The 17,295-nt window shown below is 41.7% G+C and carries 14 protein-coding genes; 5 read left to right on the forward strand and 9 right to left on the reverse strand.

Annotated elements, in window-relative coordinates; genetic code table 11:
* Positions 1–66: 66 nt before the first annotated feature.
* Positions 67–558 (reverse strand): GNAT family N-acetyltransferase, encoded by a 492-nt coding sequence (locus HUN01_RS09510; protein ID WP_181931050.1) that lies wholly within the window; start codon positions 556–558, stop codon positions 67–69.
* 426 nt (positions 559–984) lie between these two features.
* Positions 985–2,292 carry an alkaline phosphatase PhoX gene (locus HUN01_RS09515; protein ID WP_181931051.1) on the reverse strand — a complete coding sequence of 436 codons (1,308 nt, stop codon included), beginning with the start codon at positions 2,290–2,292 and terminating at the stop codon, positions 985–987.
* Between the two features lie 599 nt (positions 2,293–2,891).
* Here HUN01_RS09515 and HUN01_RS09520 point away from each other — a divergent pair.
* The gene (locus HUN01_RS09520; RefSeq protein WP_181931052.1) at positions 2,892–3,506 is read left to right on the forward strand and encodes a PEP-CTERM sorting domain-containing protein; all 615 of its coding nucleotides are present in this window, start codon (positions 2,892–2,894) and stop codon (positions 3,504–3,506) included.
* Positions 3,507–3,718: 212 nt separating this feature from the next.
* On the opposite strand, the gene HUN01_RS09525 is transcribed toward HUN01_RS09520, so the two are convergent.
* Positions 3,719–4,537, reverse strand: coding sequence for a type 1 glutamine amidotransferase (locus HUN01_RS09525; RefSeq protein ID WP_181931053.1), 819 nt, complete (start codon positions 4,535–4,537; stop codon positions 3,719–3,721).
* A 92-nt stretch (positions 4,538–4,629) separates the two neighbouring features.
* The gene (locus HUN01_RS09530) at positions 4,630–5,967 is read right to left on the reverse strand and encodes a Mur ligase family protein (RefSeq protein WP_181931054.1); all 1,338 of its coding nucleotides are present in this window, start codon (positions 5,965–5,967) and stop codon (positions 4,630–4,632) included.
* 316 nt (positions 5,968–6,283) lie between these two features.
* Here HUN01_RS09530 and HUN01_RS09535 point away from each other — a divergent pair, with 316 nt between their 5' ends.
* The 4 genes from HUN01_RS09535 to HUN01_RS09550 all read left to right on the forward strand — a co-directional run bounded on the left by HUN01_RS09535 (position 6,284) and on the right by HUN01_RS09550 (position 8,215).
* Entirely contained in the window at positions 6,284–6,871 is a 588-nt protein-coding gene (locus HUN01_RS09535; RefSeq protein ID WP_181931055.1) for a thylakoid membrane photosystem I accumulation factor, read from the forward strand.
* Between the two features lie 191 nt (positions 6,872–7,062).
* Positions 7,063–7,671 carry a hypothetical protein gene (locus HUN01_RS09540; RefSeq protein WP_181931056.1) on the forward strand — a complete coding sequence of 203 codons (609 nt, stop codon included), beginning with the start codon at positions 7,063–7,065 and terminating at the stop codon, positions 7,669–7,671.
* A gap of 125 nt (positions 7,672–7,796) precedes the next feature.
* Positions 7,797–7,979: a type II toxin-antitoxin system HicA family toxin gene (locus HUN01_RS09545; RefSeq protein WP_181931057.1), complete on the forward strand. Its 183-nt coding sequence runs from the start codon at positions 7,797–7,799 to the stop codon at positions 7,977–7,979.
* Positions 7,980–7,990: 11 nt separating this feature from the next.
* Positions 7,991–8,215 (forward strand): type II toxin-antitoxin system HicB family antitoxin, encoded by a 225-nt coding sequence (locus HUN01_RS09550; RefSeq protein ID WP_181931058.1) that lies wholly within the window; start codon positions 7,991–7,993, stop codon positions 8,213–8,215.
* Positions 8,216–8,698: 483 nt separating this feature from the next.
* Here HUN01_RS09550 and murD read toward each other — a convergent pair whose 3' ends face one another.
* The 5 genes from murD to HUN01_RS09575 all read right to left on the reverse strand — a co-directional run bounded on the left by murD (position 8,699) and on the right by HUN01_RS09575 (position 16,770).
* Positions 8,699–10,237 (reverse strand): UDP-N-acetylmuramoyl-L-alanine--D-glutamate ligase, encoded by a 1,539-nt coding sequence (murD, locus tag HUN01_RS09555; RefSeq protein WP_238846109.1) that lies wholly within the window; start codon positions 10,235–10,237, stop codon positions 8,699–8,701.
* 82 nt (positions 10,238–10,319) lie between these two features.
* Positions 10,320–12,473 carry a glycine--tRNA ligase subunit beta gene (gene glyS, locus HUN01_RS09560; RefSeq protein ID WP_181931059.1) on the reverse strand — a complete coding sequence of 718 codons (2,154 nt, stop codon included), beginning with the start codon at positions 12,471–12,473 and terminating at the stop codon, positions 10,320–10,322.
* Positions 12,474–12,519: 46 nt separating this feature from the next.
* Positions 12,520–12,657: a hypothetical protein gene (locus HUN01_RS09565; protein ID WP_181931060.1), complete on the reverse strand. Its 138-nt coding sequence runs from the start codon at positions 12,655–12,657 to the stop codon at positions 12,520–12,522.
* A gap of 54 nt (positions 12,658–12,711) precedes the next feature.
* On the reverse strand, positions 12,712–13,854 hold the full coding sequence (locus HUN01_RS09570) for a hypothetical protein (protein ID WP_181931061.1): 1,143 nt from the start codon (positions 13,852–13,854) through the stop codon (positions 12,712–12,714).
* A 624-nt stretch (positions 13,855–14,478) separates the two neighbouring features.
* The gene (locus tag HUN01_RS09575) at positions 14,479–16,770 is read right to left on the reverse strand and encodes an amylo-alpha-1,6-glucosidase (protein ID WP_181931062.1); all 2,292 of its coding nucleotides are present in this window, start codon (positions 16,768–16,770) and stop codon (positions 14,479–14,481) included.
* Positions 16,771–17,295: the final 525 nt, after the last annotated feature.

Below are 17,295 nucleotides of genomic sequence, written 5' to 3' on the forward strand. Positions count from 1 at the left end.
CCGTCATTTGTCTTTAGCTAGTAACTCTTGACCAATGACCAATGACCAATGACCAATGACCAATGACTAATGACCAATGACTAATGACTTAAAATAGACGCGATCGCACCTTGTTGTTTCTACTCCCGTTGCTGGAGTGTAGCCGTTGCTTTCATACAGCTTGACTGCTTCCACCAAAACGCTGGCGGTTTCAATCCAAATTTGTTGAAAACCACGCTTTGCGATCGCTGCTTCTAGCTGTTGTAACAAATATTTCCCTAATCCCAAACCCCTGATGCTGGGCAAAAGATACATTTTGCGGATTTCTACAGCTTTTTCACCTCGGTGTATGGGGTAGTATGCCCCAGTACCGACTAACTGGCTTTGGTGTTCAATTACCCAAAACTCTCCCCCAGTAGCTAAATAATATTCCTCTACTCGCAGCACATCTCGGTCAGCGCCCTTTGGTTCCCAACCTAGACCGTATTCTGATAATACATAACTGATGACTTCAGCGGCTCTCGTGCGATCGCTTTCCACCCAATCACGAATTAAAAAATCTTGATAATAGTTTTTCATACCATTTGCTGGTCAAGTTTACACAGAAATTTTTCTGGCTCTATATCCCAATTTACCCAGCAAATAGCTTTTATGGCAGAGTCCAATACTTTTCGGTTAGGGACTTCCAAAAAATAAATGACCCAATCTTGTGGGGTATTCTTTTATTTGGAAGTCCCTTAAAGGGTAAGAGAAAAGGTTTGAATTCACCTTTCCCCTTACCCTTTAACCTTTTCCCAGACCAAAAGATGAGATTGTTAGGCTTATCCGAAAAGTATTGTGGCAGAGTCTATTTCAGGCGGTACTCTCAAGGTGTCAATCAAAAGACAAGGGGAGGAGAATTGTCTTCTCCTCCCCTTGTTTGCTTACCTAAGATAATTCAACATATAAGTAGCGAACCTGCGGCAGGCTATTCGGCGTCGCTGACATTGATATTACGACTTGATATTAGCCTCTATGACTTGTCCAAGGGCCCCAAATTGCGAAAGTAATACCAGGAGTTTGGATGTTGACAAACAAAGTCTTACCATCAGGTGAGAAGCAAGCACCAGCGAACTCGCTTGTATTCAGAGAATTACGTGCGAATTGATAGAGTTCACCCTTGGGAGTAACACCTACTAAGAACTGCTCATCATCTCCATCTTCACAAAGAATCAGATCGCCATAAGGTGAAACAACTATGTTATCTGGATTTTCCAGTTCGGCAGCAGATGTAGACTCTACAAACAGTTCAATTGTCTCTTTAGCCGGAATATAGCGCCAGACTTGACCAAGACCTAAAGCACCGCCACTTGTACAGCAAAAGTAAATTTCACCGTTACCATACCAGATACCTTCCCCACGAGCAAACTGGGCCGCTCCTTTTGCAAAACCTTCTACTCGTACAGTATCTTGAGGTGGATTTGGCTCAGTAATCGTTACCCATTCGACTTTCATGGGCTTCCCCTTGGGGAAATCCGCAAAAGTTTGTGCTTGAAAGATATCTTTGAATTTTAAGGCTTGAAGAGTGCCTCCTTCTTTTAACTTGCCACGTACTTTCGGGATAAAACGGTAGAAGAGACTGTCTCCCGTATCTTCAGTTTCATAGACAATTCCTGTTTTAGGATCTACAGCAACAGCTTCATGGTTAAAGCGTCCCATAGCTATTAGAGGTTCAGGCTTTACAGCAGAAGTGACGCTAGCTGGAACTTCAAAGTTATAGCCGTGGAACTTCGAGACATAGTTTCTATTGCCTATCGGAAAGGAAGTCGGAGTAGAAGTGTTCTCTTCAGAACTAATCCATGAACCCCAAGGAGTTAGCCCACCTGCACAGTTACGAAAAGTTCCGCTTAAAGAAGTGAATTGTTTGATTAGCTGGCGATCGCGTCCAACAACCAAATTTGTTGTGCCGCCCTTACAAAATGGATCATAAGGATTTGGGCCTTGGACTTGTGTAGCAGATGTAGGGCTAAGTTCGTGATTGCGAACCAGAATAACTGTATTTCTGGGGCCGGGAAAAGCTGCCATGCCATCATGACCACCAGGCACTTTAGTGCCATCGTTCATGAGTTCGCCTGTTAGAGAGAAAGTTCGATACTGAAATCCTGCTGGTAAATCTAATAAGCCTCTGGGATCTGGTACAAGTGGCCCATATCCTTTACCAAATCTTCGACCAAAGGCTTGTCTGGCAAGAAGACCTTCCATAGGAGACACCATCAAGGTGCCGACAGCAGTTGTACCTGCTATAGCAAAGAATTTACGTCTTGAGAATGTCATGAGGATGGTTTGGTTACTTAAAAATAATGCTGAAGCAAAAATATTTGATCTTGATTAAGTTTGGGTAATGCTTTATTTAATTTAGGGTTAGTAAATAAAAGGTAAATTTATATTAAATTTGCCTAATTTTTGGCAAATCGATGCATACATTCAAACAAACCAGCTATCTAAAATATAGGGCTATATATAAATAAGTAGATAAAAGAATAAACTTTATAAATTATTGATTTCTAACATCTTAACTTTGCACAAACAATAATCTAAATAAAGTAATAAAAATCAGAGTGACTAAAACATCATTTGTTTAAGATGAGTTAAAGGATATTTTAAAAAATGCAAGACATATTATTAGTATAAATTATATATTTTTGGCTTATCTTACAAAAAACAATCAACAGATATCATCAGATTTTTGACTGTAAATGATACAATCCTTCTAACCTATTTCAGTGATTAATGCTGTGTTTAATCTCACTATTTAGGTAGATGAATTCACTTTATATAGTTCATCTTTTAAGGAATAATCAGTATTGACTTCCATACTGATGAAAAGTTTGCAGACGAATACAGCATCAGAATCTATTACTTTTATCAAGAAAATGAAAAGCATTCGTAACCAGATCAAAGCTACTGTAGCTGTTGCCGCTTTCAGTTCTATAGCTACTTTAATAAACGTTTCCAGTGCTGATGCTGCTTCTTATCAGCTTGATTGGTTAGGAGATCAAGGTTATTCAGCTAAGGGGCAGTTCAGCTATGATGATAGTTTCCTTGGAAGTATCGTCACAAAGGATGAACTGACTGATTTTGCTATTTCTTTCTTCAACCCAGAAGGAAGTTTATTGCAAAATTTTAACTACGATTTTCCCCAATCGGACAGTAGTTTCAATTTCAATTTTGATACAGTCACAAAGACTGTTCTACAAACTGGTAATTTTGACACATCTAATGGTTTTGATTTGGGAATTGACTTTGCAACAGATGTGACAGGATTAGATTTTTATACTTACCTAAATGCCGAACAAGGATTACCAACAGCTAAGATATTCTTGAAAGATGACCTTTCACCAGAAGTCTGCGACACATACCCAAACTGTAGGTTGGATCTTGGTGGTGAGTTGACCGCAACTGCTATTCCTGAACCTGGTACAATTTTCGGTCTGTTAGTACTTGGTTTGATGAATAAAGTCCTTAAGAAAAAGCCAGCATCTACATAGACAGTGAACCTGAATAGTCGAAGCTAGCCTGATTAGAACTGTAATTAAACATTATTCTAGCTTTTGAATCAACGGTGAAACACCCCAAAAAACAAGAAAATTTTGTGGTGCAATAATTCAGTGGTGGATTTAGACCCACCACTGATTAAATTCTGAATTTTGACTTCTCCTTTAATTATTAAGGTTTGAAAAGAGTAAAAAGCAAACTCACATTAAGCTTTTGTTGTAGCAACAGTTGGCAAACTCACTTTCAAGCGCTTAAACATTGATTCTCTTGCTTGTATAGCCAAACTATCATCCAAAGGTGACAGCGCGATCGCTTCCTGATACTTTAGCCGCAGCGCTGTTTGAATTAACCAATCGGCGACGAAAGGATTTTTCGGTAATAAAGGGCCATGAGAATAAGTAGCGATCGCATTCTGATAAAATGCTCCTTCTGTCCCATCTTCACCATTATTTCCCAAACCATATACCACTCGCCCCAAAGCTTCCACTTTTCCCAGTTTGGTACGTCCACCGTGATTTTCAAAGCCTACCAAATATGGTGTGCTACCCGTCATCTCTTTTAAATCTCGCGCCAGACGTGAAGCTGTGACTTCAATTACTAAGTTACCAATACAGCGCTTAGTATTTTCACCAGGATGGACGGAAACTAAATCGAGTATTCCCAAACCATCAATCCGTTGTCCTAAGCCTGGTTCATAATAATGTCCCAGCAGTTGGGGGGAACCACAAGTAAATACTCCCGGTGTTCCATTTTCGATTTTTTCGCGCATAGCGTCAGCTTTTGCACCTTGTAAATCCCGCATGACAATTTCTTGCTGACGGTCTTGTGCGCCACCACCAACGATTACATCTACAGTTTTAATATCTGCGGCTGTGGCATTTTGATCTAGGGGTAACACTTTCACATTGTATCCCCGCCACTGAGCGCGACGCTCTATAGTAATTACATTACCGCGATCGCCATAAGTACTCATCAGCGTCGGATAAAGCCAACCTATTGTTAATTCTAGTTGTTGAGAACTCATAAATTTGGGGAATTGGGAATGGGGAATGGGGAATGGGGAATGGGGGAGAATAACCAATGCCCAATGACAAATGACAAATGACAAATGACAAATTAAAGAATTTTCCGCCCAGTTAGGACTTCTCGCACTTCTAACATGGCTGAGTAGGTAGGCAGAATGTGTAAAGTTTCATTCTCTGGTGTATGCTCTAATGCAGTAGCGATCGCTTGTTTCAAATCTTCTTCGACAATCAGATTTAACTTACTCTCACCAGACTTTTCGCTGTAACGTAGACGTAGTGCCATATCATAGACGCGATCGCCACTCACTACTAAAGTTCCGCCTCGTTCGACTAATTTCTCGGTATCCACGTCCCAAATCCAGGATACATCAGTACCATCGGGCGTGCGATCGTTCAAGACCAGCAGTGTGGTTTTATCTGTGCTTTGAGTAACTACGCGAATGGTTTCATTCGTTCCTACAGGATTTTTTGATAACAATATTCGCACGCGTTTACCGTCAATTACTAAATCTTCAGCCCGGCCAAAGGCAGCTTGGAAGTTATTAATAGTATCTCTGATTGTTGCTTCATCAACTCCCAACTCAATAGCCGCAGTAGCAGCAGCCAAAGTATTATATTTGTTGTACAAACCAACCAGAATTTGTGACCATTCACTACTTTCGAGAGTAGGTTTACTTTTAGTAAAACCACACTTGGGACAAGTAAAATCTCCCAAATGAGACAAATAAACACCCTCATAATCTAGAGAATGTCCACATTTGGGACAATAGATAGAATCAACAGCGTGAGGAATTGCTTCTAGATAATGTTCTGGTTCATTCAAGCCAAAGAATAACACCCGTTGGGGTAACTGCTGACCGAGGTTAGACAAAGTTGGGTCATCAGCATTGGGAATTACTACCGTTTCTGTTGGTAGGGTAGAAATAACTTTTGTCCAACGCTTGCTAATTGTGTCTACTTCGCCGTACCTATCGAGTTGGTCACGGAACAAGTTTAAACAGAGAATTATTCGCGGCTGGAGTGGCGCTAATACTCTTGGGACAATATTTTCATCAACTTCCAAAATGGCGTAATCAGTATTTAGCGTCCCTAATAAGTTGGTGCTTTCCAACAGCGCCGTCATCAAGCCATTTTCCAGATTTGCACCTGTAGAATTATGAGTGACGCGAAAACCCTTGCGTTCTAGTATTGTGCATAAGAGTAGCGCTGTAGTGGTTTTGCCATTAGTACCAGCAATTAAAATCACCCCGTTTTTAACTTGCTGACTCAATAATTGTAAAAGTCGGGGTTCAATGCGACGAGCAATCGAGCCTGGTAACACACTAGCAGCACCTAGACGCAGCGATCGCACTATAAACGTCACACTTTTTGCTACTGACACCGCGAAACCTAATCGCAGTCTATCTATGAATTGTATTTTCTTTCCCATATCTGTACCCTAGTCTTCTGGCGGTTGCTAATTGATAGTCTTTAAGTTACAAATTTAATCTTGTGAGTTTAGCGAATCCTGGGTGAAAAAGCCAGTCATACCAATTTTGAATTTTCGATTTTGGATTGTTGAGCCTTATAGTTGCACTACTTTACCTCTGTTTTGACTTTTGCGTAGCAGTACCAGCCACTTGCGAGAGATAATCTCAGTAAGCGTTATCTTAAAAAATAGTGCGTGGGCGTAATTACATATCCAGCCCAGTTTGCTGAATTCAGCACAAAATCACGACAAGTAGTAGCTTGCAAGGTTCCTTTTGATGAATAGCACAAAGTTTCTTTTTTTACATAAACAAATTACTAGCTGGCAAAGGCGGTTTTCCAAATGCCTGTTGTTGCTTGCAAGTCTTTTCATTATAAGTATGCAACCTGCGTATGCTGGTCTTGATAATGATTTATATGATGGCAACATCTTTGTCGTTTATGCTGGCAATGGTTCATTAGTTCCACCGAGACAGTCACTCGCACAGACTTTAGCGGAACATAAACCCGTCTTTTTGGCTTTTTATTTAGATGACAGCAGCGATTCCAAAAGATATGCCATTTCCATTTCACGGGTACAGGAATTCTATGGTCGGGTAGCAGAAATTATGCCGATTAATGTAGATACTATCCCGCCCAAAGAAACTTACGATCCCACAGAACCAGGATATTACTATTCTGGGGGTGTTCCGCAAGTCGTAGTGTTTAATAAATCAGGTGAAGTAGTTTTGAATAAAAAGGGTCAAGTACCTTTTGAAGAAATAGACGATGAATTTCGCAAAATCTTTGATTTATTACCACGCACCGAAACAGCACAGCTAAAGCGCCGAGCCTTCAATGAGTTCAGTAGTGAGTTAGCTAGGTAACTTATGGGGTAGACCAAATTGGTCTGCCCTAATTTTTAGTGATATCTGTTACTACATTTCTGCCGATGCCAAAGCATAATATTGAAATATCTGTTTTAACAGATTACAGAGTTAATCTATAGTCTATAAGTCCGCAAAAACTGACTAATGACTAATGACTAATGACCAATGACTAACTAGAGTGTATTCTGATGTCACAGGTTTACACCACCCAGGAACTAATTCAAATTTTGGCAGCCGAACGCCAAGCTTGCCTCAAAGGAAAACGTCTAAAATTAGAAATGACAGTCTCTGGCAATCCTGTAATTGACCAGTTTATCAGCACTGATGGGCTGCAACAGTTCACTGCTTATCAAGATTTCAAAACTGCAATTCACGAATATCAGAAAGAAAATCGAGTTTCCGGTATTATCTGGCGGGAATTGACAGTTAAAGGAAAAAAGTTGCACTATCCCGAAATAGATACTGAGTTAATTGCCCTTAATTGCGACTTAGAGATATTAAAAGCTGCTAAAAATTCCATCGTAGAATTTTGGTATGAAGTCTCTATAGGGATGGATTTATACTTGAGTTTCAATAATAGTAAACAATACCAACAAATTGCCACATCTGATTTAGAAAGAATTGTTCAAAGAACAGAATGGGCAAGTTTATGCAAGTGGGAAAATTCTAGCTTTTTGGAAATGATTTTGCAGCTAGGATGGGGTAAACCAGAAGAAGCTTATTATAAACGAGGAAGACCGCGATCGGGTAGTGAATATATTCATGCAGTCAATCCCGGAAATCGCCCCATTGGTTGATTGATATGTAGGGTAGCAATGCTGAAACCCACGACAAAATGACGGACATAATTGCGTTTACTTTGCGTTCTTAATAAGGCACTCTATCTGTAACAGAAGTTTTACCTGTACAGATAAGTAGTAACATGAAAGTACGAGATGTAATCAAGCGACTGGAATCTGATGATTGGTATCTTGATAGAACTAAAGGTAGTCATCGACAGTTCAAACATCCTGATAAACCCGGTGTGGTTACAGTTCCAGGTAAATTGTCTGACGACTTAGCCCCTGGTACTCTAAGTAGTATTTGGAGGCAAGCACAGTTATAAGGAGAACGGCAATGCAGTACGTAGTAGTGATTGAAAAGGCTGAAGGTAATTATTCTGCTTATATCCCTGATTTACCAGGTTGTGTTGCTGTGGGTGAAACTTTAGAAGAAGTTAAGCAGATGATTGCAGAAGCTATTGAATTTCATATAGAAGGAATGCTAGAAGATGGTTTACCTATTCCTGAACCTACAAGCATTGCTCATGAGGTTGAAGTTGCAAACTACAGCAAAATATAGTTAGAAAACAGGAGTCAGAATTCAGAATACAGAATTCTGAATTGGTGAATACTCTACCCATAAAGGGATAGAGTTTTAAGGCGAGAATATTTTAATGATACAAATACGTGGTTAAGGGTAAAGCACATTGCTCATTGGTGTCAACTTAAGCTAGAAATAGCTTCGCTGCGGGCTTCATAACCCGCCAGAGAATGAATTCTCTGGCTCATAGCTAAAGTCTACTGAAGTAGACTGAATATTTTTGGGGATATCTAGTCATCTTCAGATGACTTTAGCTATGAGACAGGGATTTACAATCCCTGGCGGACGTGCGGTTTCGCGTTAAGTTGACACCAATGAGCAATGTGCTTTACCCCTACGAAAAATCTATATGTATCAAGATTTTCGGGAAATGGTATTAGTTTTGAGAGTTTGTAGTAAGGACTTTAGTGCCTAGAAAATAAGGACTAAAGTCCTTACTACGAACTGGTTGAAAAACAATGGTTATCGACTTGGAACTATGGACTCTTGATTAGAGTTTTCAAACTCTGGATGTTCTACTCTGCGAGGTTTCCAGCTTTCCGTCCAAGCAAGGCATAACTGACGGAAGCGATCGCCCCGCACCTCAAAATTCGGGTACTGGTCAAAACTCGCACAAGCCGGAGATAGCAACACCACAGACGCTTGATATTCCTTAGCTAATTCTGCTGCTCTCGGAACTGCCCTTTCCATAGTTTCCACAATATGGTATGTATGATACCCTACCTCTTGGAGACGTTTGGCAAATGCGGGTGCAGCAGAGCCAATCAATAACACAGCAGCAGCTTGGGAGTGAATTTTTGCTAGCCAGCCAGTATCATCACCTGCTTTCGCTTCTCCACCAGCAATTAAAATTGCTGGACTTTTTACAGATGCTAAACCAACTTCAGCAGCATCGTAGTTGGTGGCTTTGCTGTCGTTAATGAAATCAATACCTTCCCAAGTGCAGATATGTTCCAAACGATGGGCAACACCAGGGAATTCTCGAATCGCAAGTGCGATCGCATCACGATTAATTCCCGCTAATCTTGCCGTTGCTACTGCCATCAAGAGATTTTGCTGGTTATGTTCTCCCACCATTCGCAAAGTAGATACTTTTACAATCGGTTCTGGTGCAGAGGTTGCAGTTAATTTTTCCACAACCCAGCCGTCCTCAATGTAAAAGCCTTTTTCGCTAATCAGGAAATCTTTTCCTTTGACACTTGTCCAATAGGCATCAGGCCAAGCACTTAAACCTAGCTGGCTCAAGTAGGCATCATCGCCATTGAATACTTGCAACTCAGATTGACGTAATAACTTGGCTTTGATGTTGTAATAGTTCTCTAAAGTCTGATGGCGACTGAGGTGATCTGGTGTGAAAGTCGTCCAAACACCGATACGGGGAGCAAGAGAGACGGAAGATTCTATTTGATAGCTGCTAACTTCCGCAATCACCCAATCGAGTGAGGAGTTAGGAGAGACGCGATTAATCGCGTCTGTACAAGAATTATCAAATGCCTCCCCTACTCCCCCTGCTCCCTGCTCCCTGCTCTCTGCCCCTCTCCCCCTCGAAGATAAGGCAACATCACAAGCGGCGTAGCCAATATTACCGCAGGCGGGGGCATCTAATTCTGCTGCTTGGAAAATGGCAGCAATTAAAGCTGTGGTAGTAGTTTTACCGTTAGTACCTGTAATTCCTACCCAAGGCAGTAATCGCAAATTTCGCCAAGCGAGTTCCATTTCGCCAATGGTTTCAATACCTAATTGGCGTGCCTCAACTAATGTGGGAATATCCCAAGGCACGCCAGGACTAACGACTATTAATTGGGGTAAATTAGCACCATTCAATTCTAGGGATTGGCCTAGTTTCACGGTTATTTGCTCGGCAGCGAGTTCTTGTTGTTGTTGCAGGAGGGCTTCGGAGGTGTTGCGATCACTTAGCTCCACCTCCCAACCTTCCCGTTTCAACAATCTCGCCGCAGCAACACCGGACTTTCCCAATCCAATTACAGTAGCTCTAGGCATAGATTGCAGCAGAGTCCCTGGTTAAGCACTCCCTATAGTAGCGCTTCTTGGCAAAAATTACACAAGTTTTTGTTGACCTACGCTACAGATTTTTGATGATCGCACCAAAGTCAGCTAAAACACGGGCATGATTGCGAACTAATCCGAGTAGATGTAACCGATTACGCTTGACTTCTGGATCGGAATCCATAACTAAAACGCTATCTGGACCATCAAAAAAGTTACTAACTGCTGGAGCAATTTTTGCTAGTGCTGCTACTAACAGTTGATAATTTCGTGTCTGCTGTGCTGCTTGAGTTTGCGGTACTGATTCGATTAAGGCTTTATACAAAGCTTCTTCTGAGGGCTTTTGGAATAATTCTGGACGAACTACCGTTGCTGGTTCTAGCTGTTTTGTATCCAAATCACCTTGAGCGGCTAATCGTGTGGAACGGTTAACGGTTTCGTAGATGTTATCTAAAGTACTATCGTTGCGGATTTGTTGTAAGTACAAGGCGCGATCGCGGACATCCAATAAATCCTTTAACGTCCGTTCTGTGTATTCTGGGTCATTTTCTCCCAAAACTGCATTTACTAAATCGTAATCAATCTGCTTTTCTTCTTGCAGCAAAGTGCGGATGCGTTGCAAGAAAAACTCTTGTAATGCTGTGGTTAATGATGCCTGATCTTTGTGGTATTTTGCTGCAAAATCTGTTGCTATTTGTGCCAATAAATTATCTAAATTTATCGGCAGATTATAAAACCAAGTAATTTTAACTACAGCATTAGCAGCCCGACGCAAGGCGAAGGGATCGGAGGAACCAGTGGGAATTAAACCTAAGCCAAAGATACTTACCAAGGTATCTAGTCTATCTGCCAAACCGACAATTTGACCTGTGAGTGTTTCGGGTAAATTGTCACCGGCTCCCGTTGGCAAATAATGTTGATAAATTGCCTTTGCTACTTCCGCATCTTCACCACTGGCTAAGGCATATTTTTCTCCCATGATGCCTTGCAATTCCGGGAATTCATACACCATTTGTGTAACCAAATCTGCTTTACATAATAAAGCAGCACGTTGGATTTTTTGGCTTTGATTTTCCGCTAATTCTAATTGGGTGCTTATTTGCTCGGCAATCTTGACTACTCTATCTATCTTGGTACGCACCGAACCCAATTCTTCTTGGAAAGTGACTTTTTCTAACTGGGGTAAAAAGCTTTCTATTGGTTTGGTTAAATCAGCTTCGTAGAAAAATCTGCCATCAGCTAATCTGGCACGAATTACTCTTTCATTCCCAACGGCGACAATATCTGATTTTTTGGGATCAGCATTAGAAATAGTGATGAAATTGGGTAATAATTCTTGCTGAGAACTATCTGGTTTGAATACAGGAAAATAACGCTGGTGAGTAACCATAACTTCAGTAATTACTTCAGTTGGTAATTCCAAAAATTCTGGTTCAAATTTCCCGACAACTGCGGAAGGATATTCGACAAGGTTGGTTACTTCTGCTAACAAATCGGGGTAAATGACTGTATAACCGCCTAAATTCTCTGCTACTGCCTTTACTTGCTCTTTGATCAGATTTGACCGTTCTTCTGGATCAACGGTGACATAAGCAGACTTGAGGTCGGTAACATAATCGGTAGCTTGGGCAATTGTCACAAGTTCAGGATGTAAGACCCGATGACCTTGAGAAATGCGATCGCTCTGAATCGTTTTAGAACCATTCACTAATTCTAGAGGTAGCACCGTTTCATCTAACAAAGCTACCAACCAACGAATTGGTCGGGAAAATCTCGCATCCCCATCACCCCAACGCATCAAACGTTTACCTTCCAAACCCCAAATCCACTGGGGAACAAGTTCTGTCAAAATTTCCGCGACAGAACGACCAAGAATTCTTTTTTGCACAAAGACAAATTCCCCTTTGTCAGTGGGGCGAACAGACAGCGCATCTAATTCCACACCTTGCTTTTTAGCAAAACCGGCGGCGGCGGCTGTCGGTTGACCATCTTTAAAGGCGGCTTGGGCAGGGGGCCCTTTAATTTCTTCTTCTCGGTCTGGTTGCTGGGATGGTAGACCTTTAATCACTACCGCCAAACGTCGGGGAGTACCATACACCTGGACACTTTCGCCCTTGATGCTGTTTGCTTCCAAACTTTGAGGAATGCGCTCTCGCCACTGTATTAAGGCATCACTGAGAAAGCTTGCAGGTAATTCTTCTGTACCAACTTCTAATAGAAACGCAGGCATAGGTCACTGTTTTCAACTTTGCGTAGCTCAACTTTATCAGTTATTCTCAGGCGATCGCTCCTAACTTTTTGCTGAATCGGTCAATTGAAAGCGGCGGGAAACTCCATCCCCTTGTGGGTGCAGAGGGACAGCCGCCCCGCCGCTTCGGGCATTGGGCATTGGGCATTGGTAACTTCTTCCCCATGCCCTGTTCCCCATGCCCAAAAACTCCATCCCGCAAGTGGCGTGGAGTTTTTTATTATTTTGCGCTGGCTACGATCTGATTCCAAGCTTTGACTGCTGTCTGTAAATTCTTTGGCAGGTTATTTTGAGAAATATCATTATACTGAACCGTACCCTGTTGGCTGGTGAGAGTATAGGTAATATAGTCAGCAGAACCGCTGGGGGCTGGGTAACTCAGATTCTGGAATTTACTAAACTGGGAACGTTCTAGCGATCGCACAAATTGTTGCACCTGTTGCACAGAAACGCGGCGAACACTACGTTCAGAATCATTGGCATCACCAATACGCACCCGAATCAATAGCCCATCTTTGAGTAAAACAGTCTCGTAGGTTCTGCCAGTAATCCCACCACTGGAGATTTGCCGAAATACTATATCTCGATCTAACGGTGGTGGTAACTCGCTGACTGGAATTTTCACAGGGGCTAGTGTATTTTGATTAGCATTTTGATTCAGTCTGAGTGCGGAACCTGTTTGATTGGTGTGATAAACCAAGGTTTGATCAACTGCATCGACAATCACCCGCCAGCCTTGTACTAAAGCTTGGGTACAGAATTCATCAGCATTAGCTAATTCTAAACAGCTATCTCTCCAAGTTTGCTGTTGAGCCTGAATAATGGTTAGCTGAGAAATTGGCTTTTGCAAACGTCTTGATGCAGCCCGCAAAACAGAATTTTTTACAGATGTGGGTAATTTACCCGGCAGATTTTCTGAGGGAGTATTTGCCGAAGCTAAACGTAGCGATCGCCCATTATTATTAGTATGATAAATCCAGTTTTGTTTGCCATTAGATACCACAATTCGCCAACCCGGAACTAACGCTTGGGTGCAGATTTCATCAGGTTGAGGTAGTTCCAAGCAACCATTGCGCCAAGTCTGTTGATTATAGTCAATAATTTGCAGTTGGCTGCTGAAAATTCCCTGTCTACTGGCTAAATCTCGCAGTACCGCGTTAACTACTGGACGTGGCAAGCGGTTGGTTTTAACATTGTCTTTGAGAACTTCATTGCTTCTTTCTAGCGATAAGTTCACAGAAGCACCTGTAGCATCTTTGACAAGTGTTAAACTACTAGCGACAGACAAAAGACCCGTCAAAATCAAAGCAGTAAAAATTCGCCATTGATTGCTGTTAAAGTGGTTTTTCAGCATGAATTTCATAGTAATATAGGAATGTTAGTCAAGAGTTATATAACTCACAAATAGTATCCAGTCATTAATAAACAATAAAATATACAATTCCATAACTTCACTAGTTGGAATTAGTTTAATATTTGTCTTCTGAAACAGATATCAAGGAAGACGCTGATATAGTGATTGTTTGTTCCTTACCAAAGGAAAACTAATATCAGCTGAAGCGTTCAAGGATTATAGTATTTTCCCAAAAGAATCAGGGAAGTATATAACTAACGATCCAACTGAAGAATATGTTATTTTGATAAAAAATGACAAATCTTTGAATAATTTAATTTTAATGAAAACAATTAATCTAGTTTTAAGGGAATCTCATATTCCAACAACGGACTTCAATACTGCTCGGTTAAGGATTTTTAACTCGGAATTGGTTTTGGGGAAAAGGTTAAAGGGTAAAGGTTAAAGGTTTTTTCTTTCCCCTTTCCCCTTCCCCTTTTCCCCTTAACCGACAAGTATTGCAACGGACTTATACAATGCACGAGAAAACATAAAAGAATTTGAGAATCAAGAATAAGGGTATAAAGTTAAGAGTAATGAGTTAAAAATTAAGATTCAAAACTCCTAACTTCTAACTCTTAACTCTTAACTGGTTTAAGCTTCGATAACTACCCGCAAGTTGCCCCGTTTTTTCGCAACGCGACAAGCAGTCGTAGTTCCAGAACGCTCGAATTCCAAATCGAGGATGGTGGGGCCGACTCGCAAATTATGAAATGACAAACGATTAATCGATTCTGGCAAAGCGGGGTCGATTATTCGCAAGCAATTATTTTGAGCATCAGGCACCAAGTTGACCATCATTTGTAGGAGTTGGAAAACACTACCCGTCGCCCAAGCTTGGGGAGTGCAGGCAACTGGATACTGCACAGGAGCATTATCACCATTCCGTTCGTAGCCGCAGAAAAGTTCTGGAGGACGTTGATAGGGTTGCTGCTCAGTCATATCGAATAAACCTTGGAAAAGTTCCAGAGCTTGATCGATCAAACCGAGCGATCGCAATCCCATTGCAATCAGAGCGTTATCATGGGGCCAAACCGAACCAATGTGATAACCCATCGGATTATAAGCGGGTGACAAACTACTCAGAGTCCGAATGCCCCAACCATTAAACATATCTGGTGCCCGCAACCGTTCTGCTACACTATGAGCTTTTTCGTCTGTGAAGAGTCCCAAATGCAGACAATGCCCAGGATTTGAGGTAATACTGTCTACTGGCTTGCCGTCTCCATCCAAAGCTAGAGCGCAGAAATCTTGGTCTTCCACCCAAAAATCTCGATTAAAACGAACCTTAAGATTTCTGGCCTCTTCTTGCCAACGATCTGCCAAATCAAGCCGCTTTTTCATCCTAGCTATTTCTGCTAGGCGCATTTTTGCAGCATAAACATAAGCTTGCACCTCACAAAGGGCAATTGGGCCGTTGGCTAATTCTCCCTTGTGGTTTACGATACAGTCGCCAGAGTCTTTCCAACCTTGGTTAGCAAGACCGCGTTTAGATGTACGGAAGTAACTCAGGTAGCTGGTTTGTTTGGTGTTGCGATCGATCCACTCCATTGCTGCTAGAGCATTGGGCCAAAGTTGCTCTAGGAGTTCTTGATCGTGAGTCCAAGCATAATGTTCGGCATAGAGTAGCAGCCACAGGGGAGTGGCATCAACTGTACCGTAGTAAGGTGTATGGGGAATTTCTTGACAACGAGCCATTTCTCCTAAACGTAACTCGTGCAAAATCTTACCCGGTTCTTCTTCGCGCCATTCGTCGTCGATTTTACCTTGGTATGTCGCAAGTAATATTAGGGTTTCCTTGGCAATTTGCGAGTTTAACATCAGGGTTTGAGAAGCTGTAATCAGCGAATCTCGCCCAAATAGTGTCGAAAACCACGGCACTCCGGCGGAAACAGTCTTATGCTTCCCAAAAGATTGGCGCAACAAATACATATCTTGTTCAGCCCGTTCAATCACTCGATTGAAGGTATTTTTATCTGAGCTAATGCGGGTAATTTGTTGTACCCAGTGTTGCTCCTCCATCCACTCAGCAGCTTTCGCTTGTCCTAAGGTAGTGGCGGCACTTACGGTTGAACTGGACTGGTTGTTTCTCAACATATTCACTCGGTAGCCCAGCTTTTGAGTTTCGTGAGAAGCTAACTCTAGCTGCCAAACCGCAGTGTACCCTTTGAAATAGTCTGGTTGCCGATGCTGGAATAGAATTCGGGATTCCATCACCGAGCCATCCAAACCTTGATAGGCGAGTGTCAAGGTTTCTTCTTTAGGGACGGATGGCTCTTTGTGTACAGGCGCAACGCTATCGACCTGAGAAAATGTTCCTTCTTCAACCGTCGGTTCCACTAAACGTAAAAGCCGACCTCGTTTTTCTCTGTCATAGCCCCTGACTTCAAATAAATCAACAAAATCGGCATCAAAGCTGATGCTTAGTTCAAAATTAACAGTGGTTGTGCTGTAGTTAGATACTTCTATTTCTTCAAATAGCGCTCCATTCAGAACTATTTCTCGGCGAATTCCGATAGTCTCGGCTTTCAGGCGTTCGTCGATTCTGGGGTTAGTACACAAAATTGAGAGTGAAAACCCTTTTTCAGCAGTACTACTGAGGAGTACAGGCGATCGCCCTTCAATTTGCAGCTCCAAGCGATTGAGAAATCTCGTATCACAACAAAACAGTCCCATGCTGGGATTGCCATCGTTAAGGGAACAGCCAGAAATATTCCCGATAGTATCTGTCACAAAAAATAAATCATCATCTTTAACCGTCAGTGTCGGTTGTGGTCTTTCACTCACAACACAAGGCCACTCAGGAATAGGTAATTGTTCGGCAGGAATAAAAGTTTTTCCATCCAGGAAAATTTTTTCCGGGGTCATTAATGTATCCGGTGTCATGAGCCAAAGTTCCGTGTACAGGTCTATATTTTTGTGATCTTTTGAGTAGAGGTCTTTTACGCAAGAGGCAGCGGGGAAAGAAAAAATACCCTTTTGCTTTGGGACAGAGCAACTAGATTTATTCAGGTTGAAAAAAGAAAGATTTGGGTCAAGACACACAGTCTAAACAAAAAACAGCATCTCGTAGAGAGACACAAGGTGCAAAGTCAGGTCAATTATCTTACCCCTGCTTTTAAGTATGGGATTTTCCCCTGCCCCCCATCTCTCTCCTTCTTGTTGATCCTCACAACTTCCGAAAAAAGAGGCTGTCTAAAACTCGTTTGAGCCATTGGAGCCAAAATAATCCTTACATACTGCTAAGAAAATAGCAGCGCTCAAATCTATATAAACAAATATTGATAATTTTATATTCTATAAGGCTCAAGTCAAGACTGAAAACTGAGGGTTTTGAGATAATTCATTAGTCGTTGAACTTTCAGAGACACAAGTTATATAGTATACTCAGAAAAAATGCTACATTCACAG

The organism is Nostoc edaphicum CCNP1411 (assembly GCF_014023275.1).
In the GTDB taxonomy this organism is placed as follows: Bacteria; Cyanobacteriota; Cyanobacteriia; order Cyanobacteriales; family Nostocaceae; genus Nostoc; species Nostoc edaphicum_A.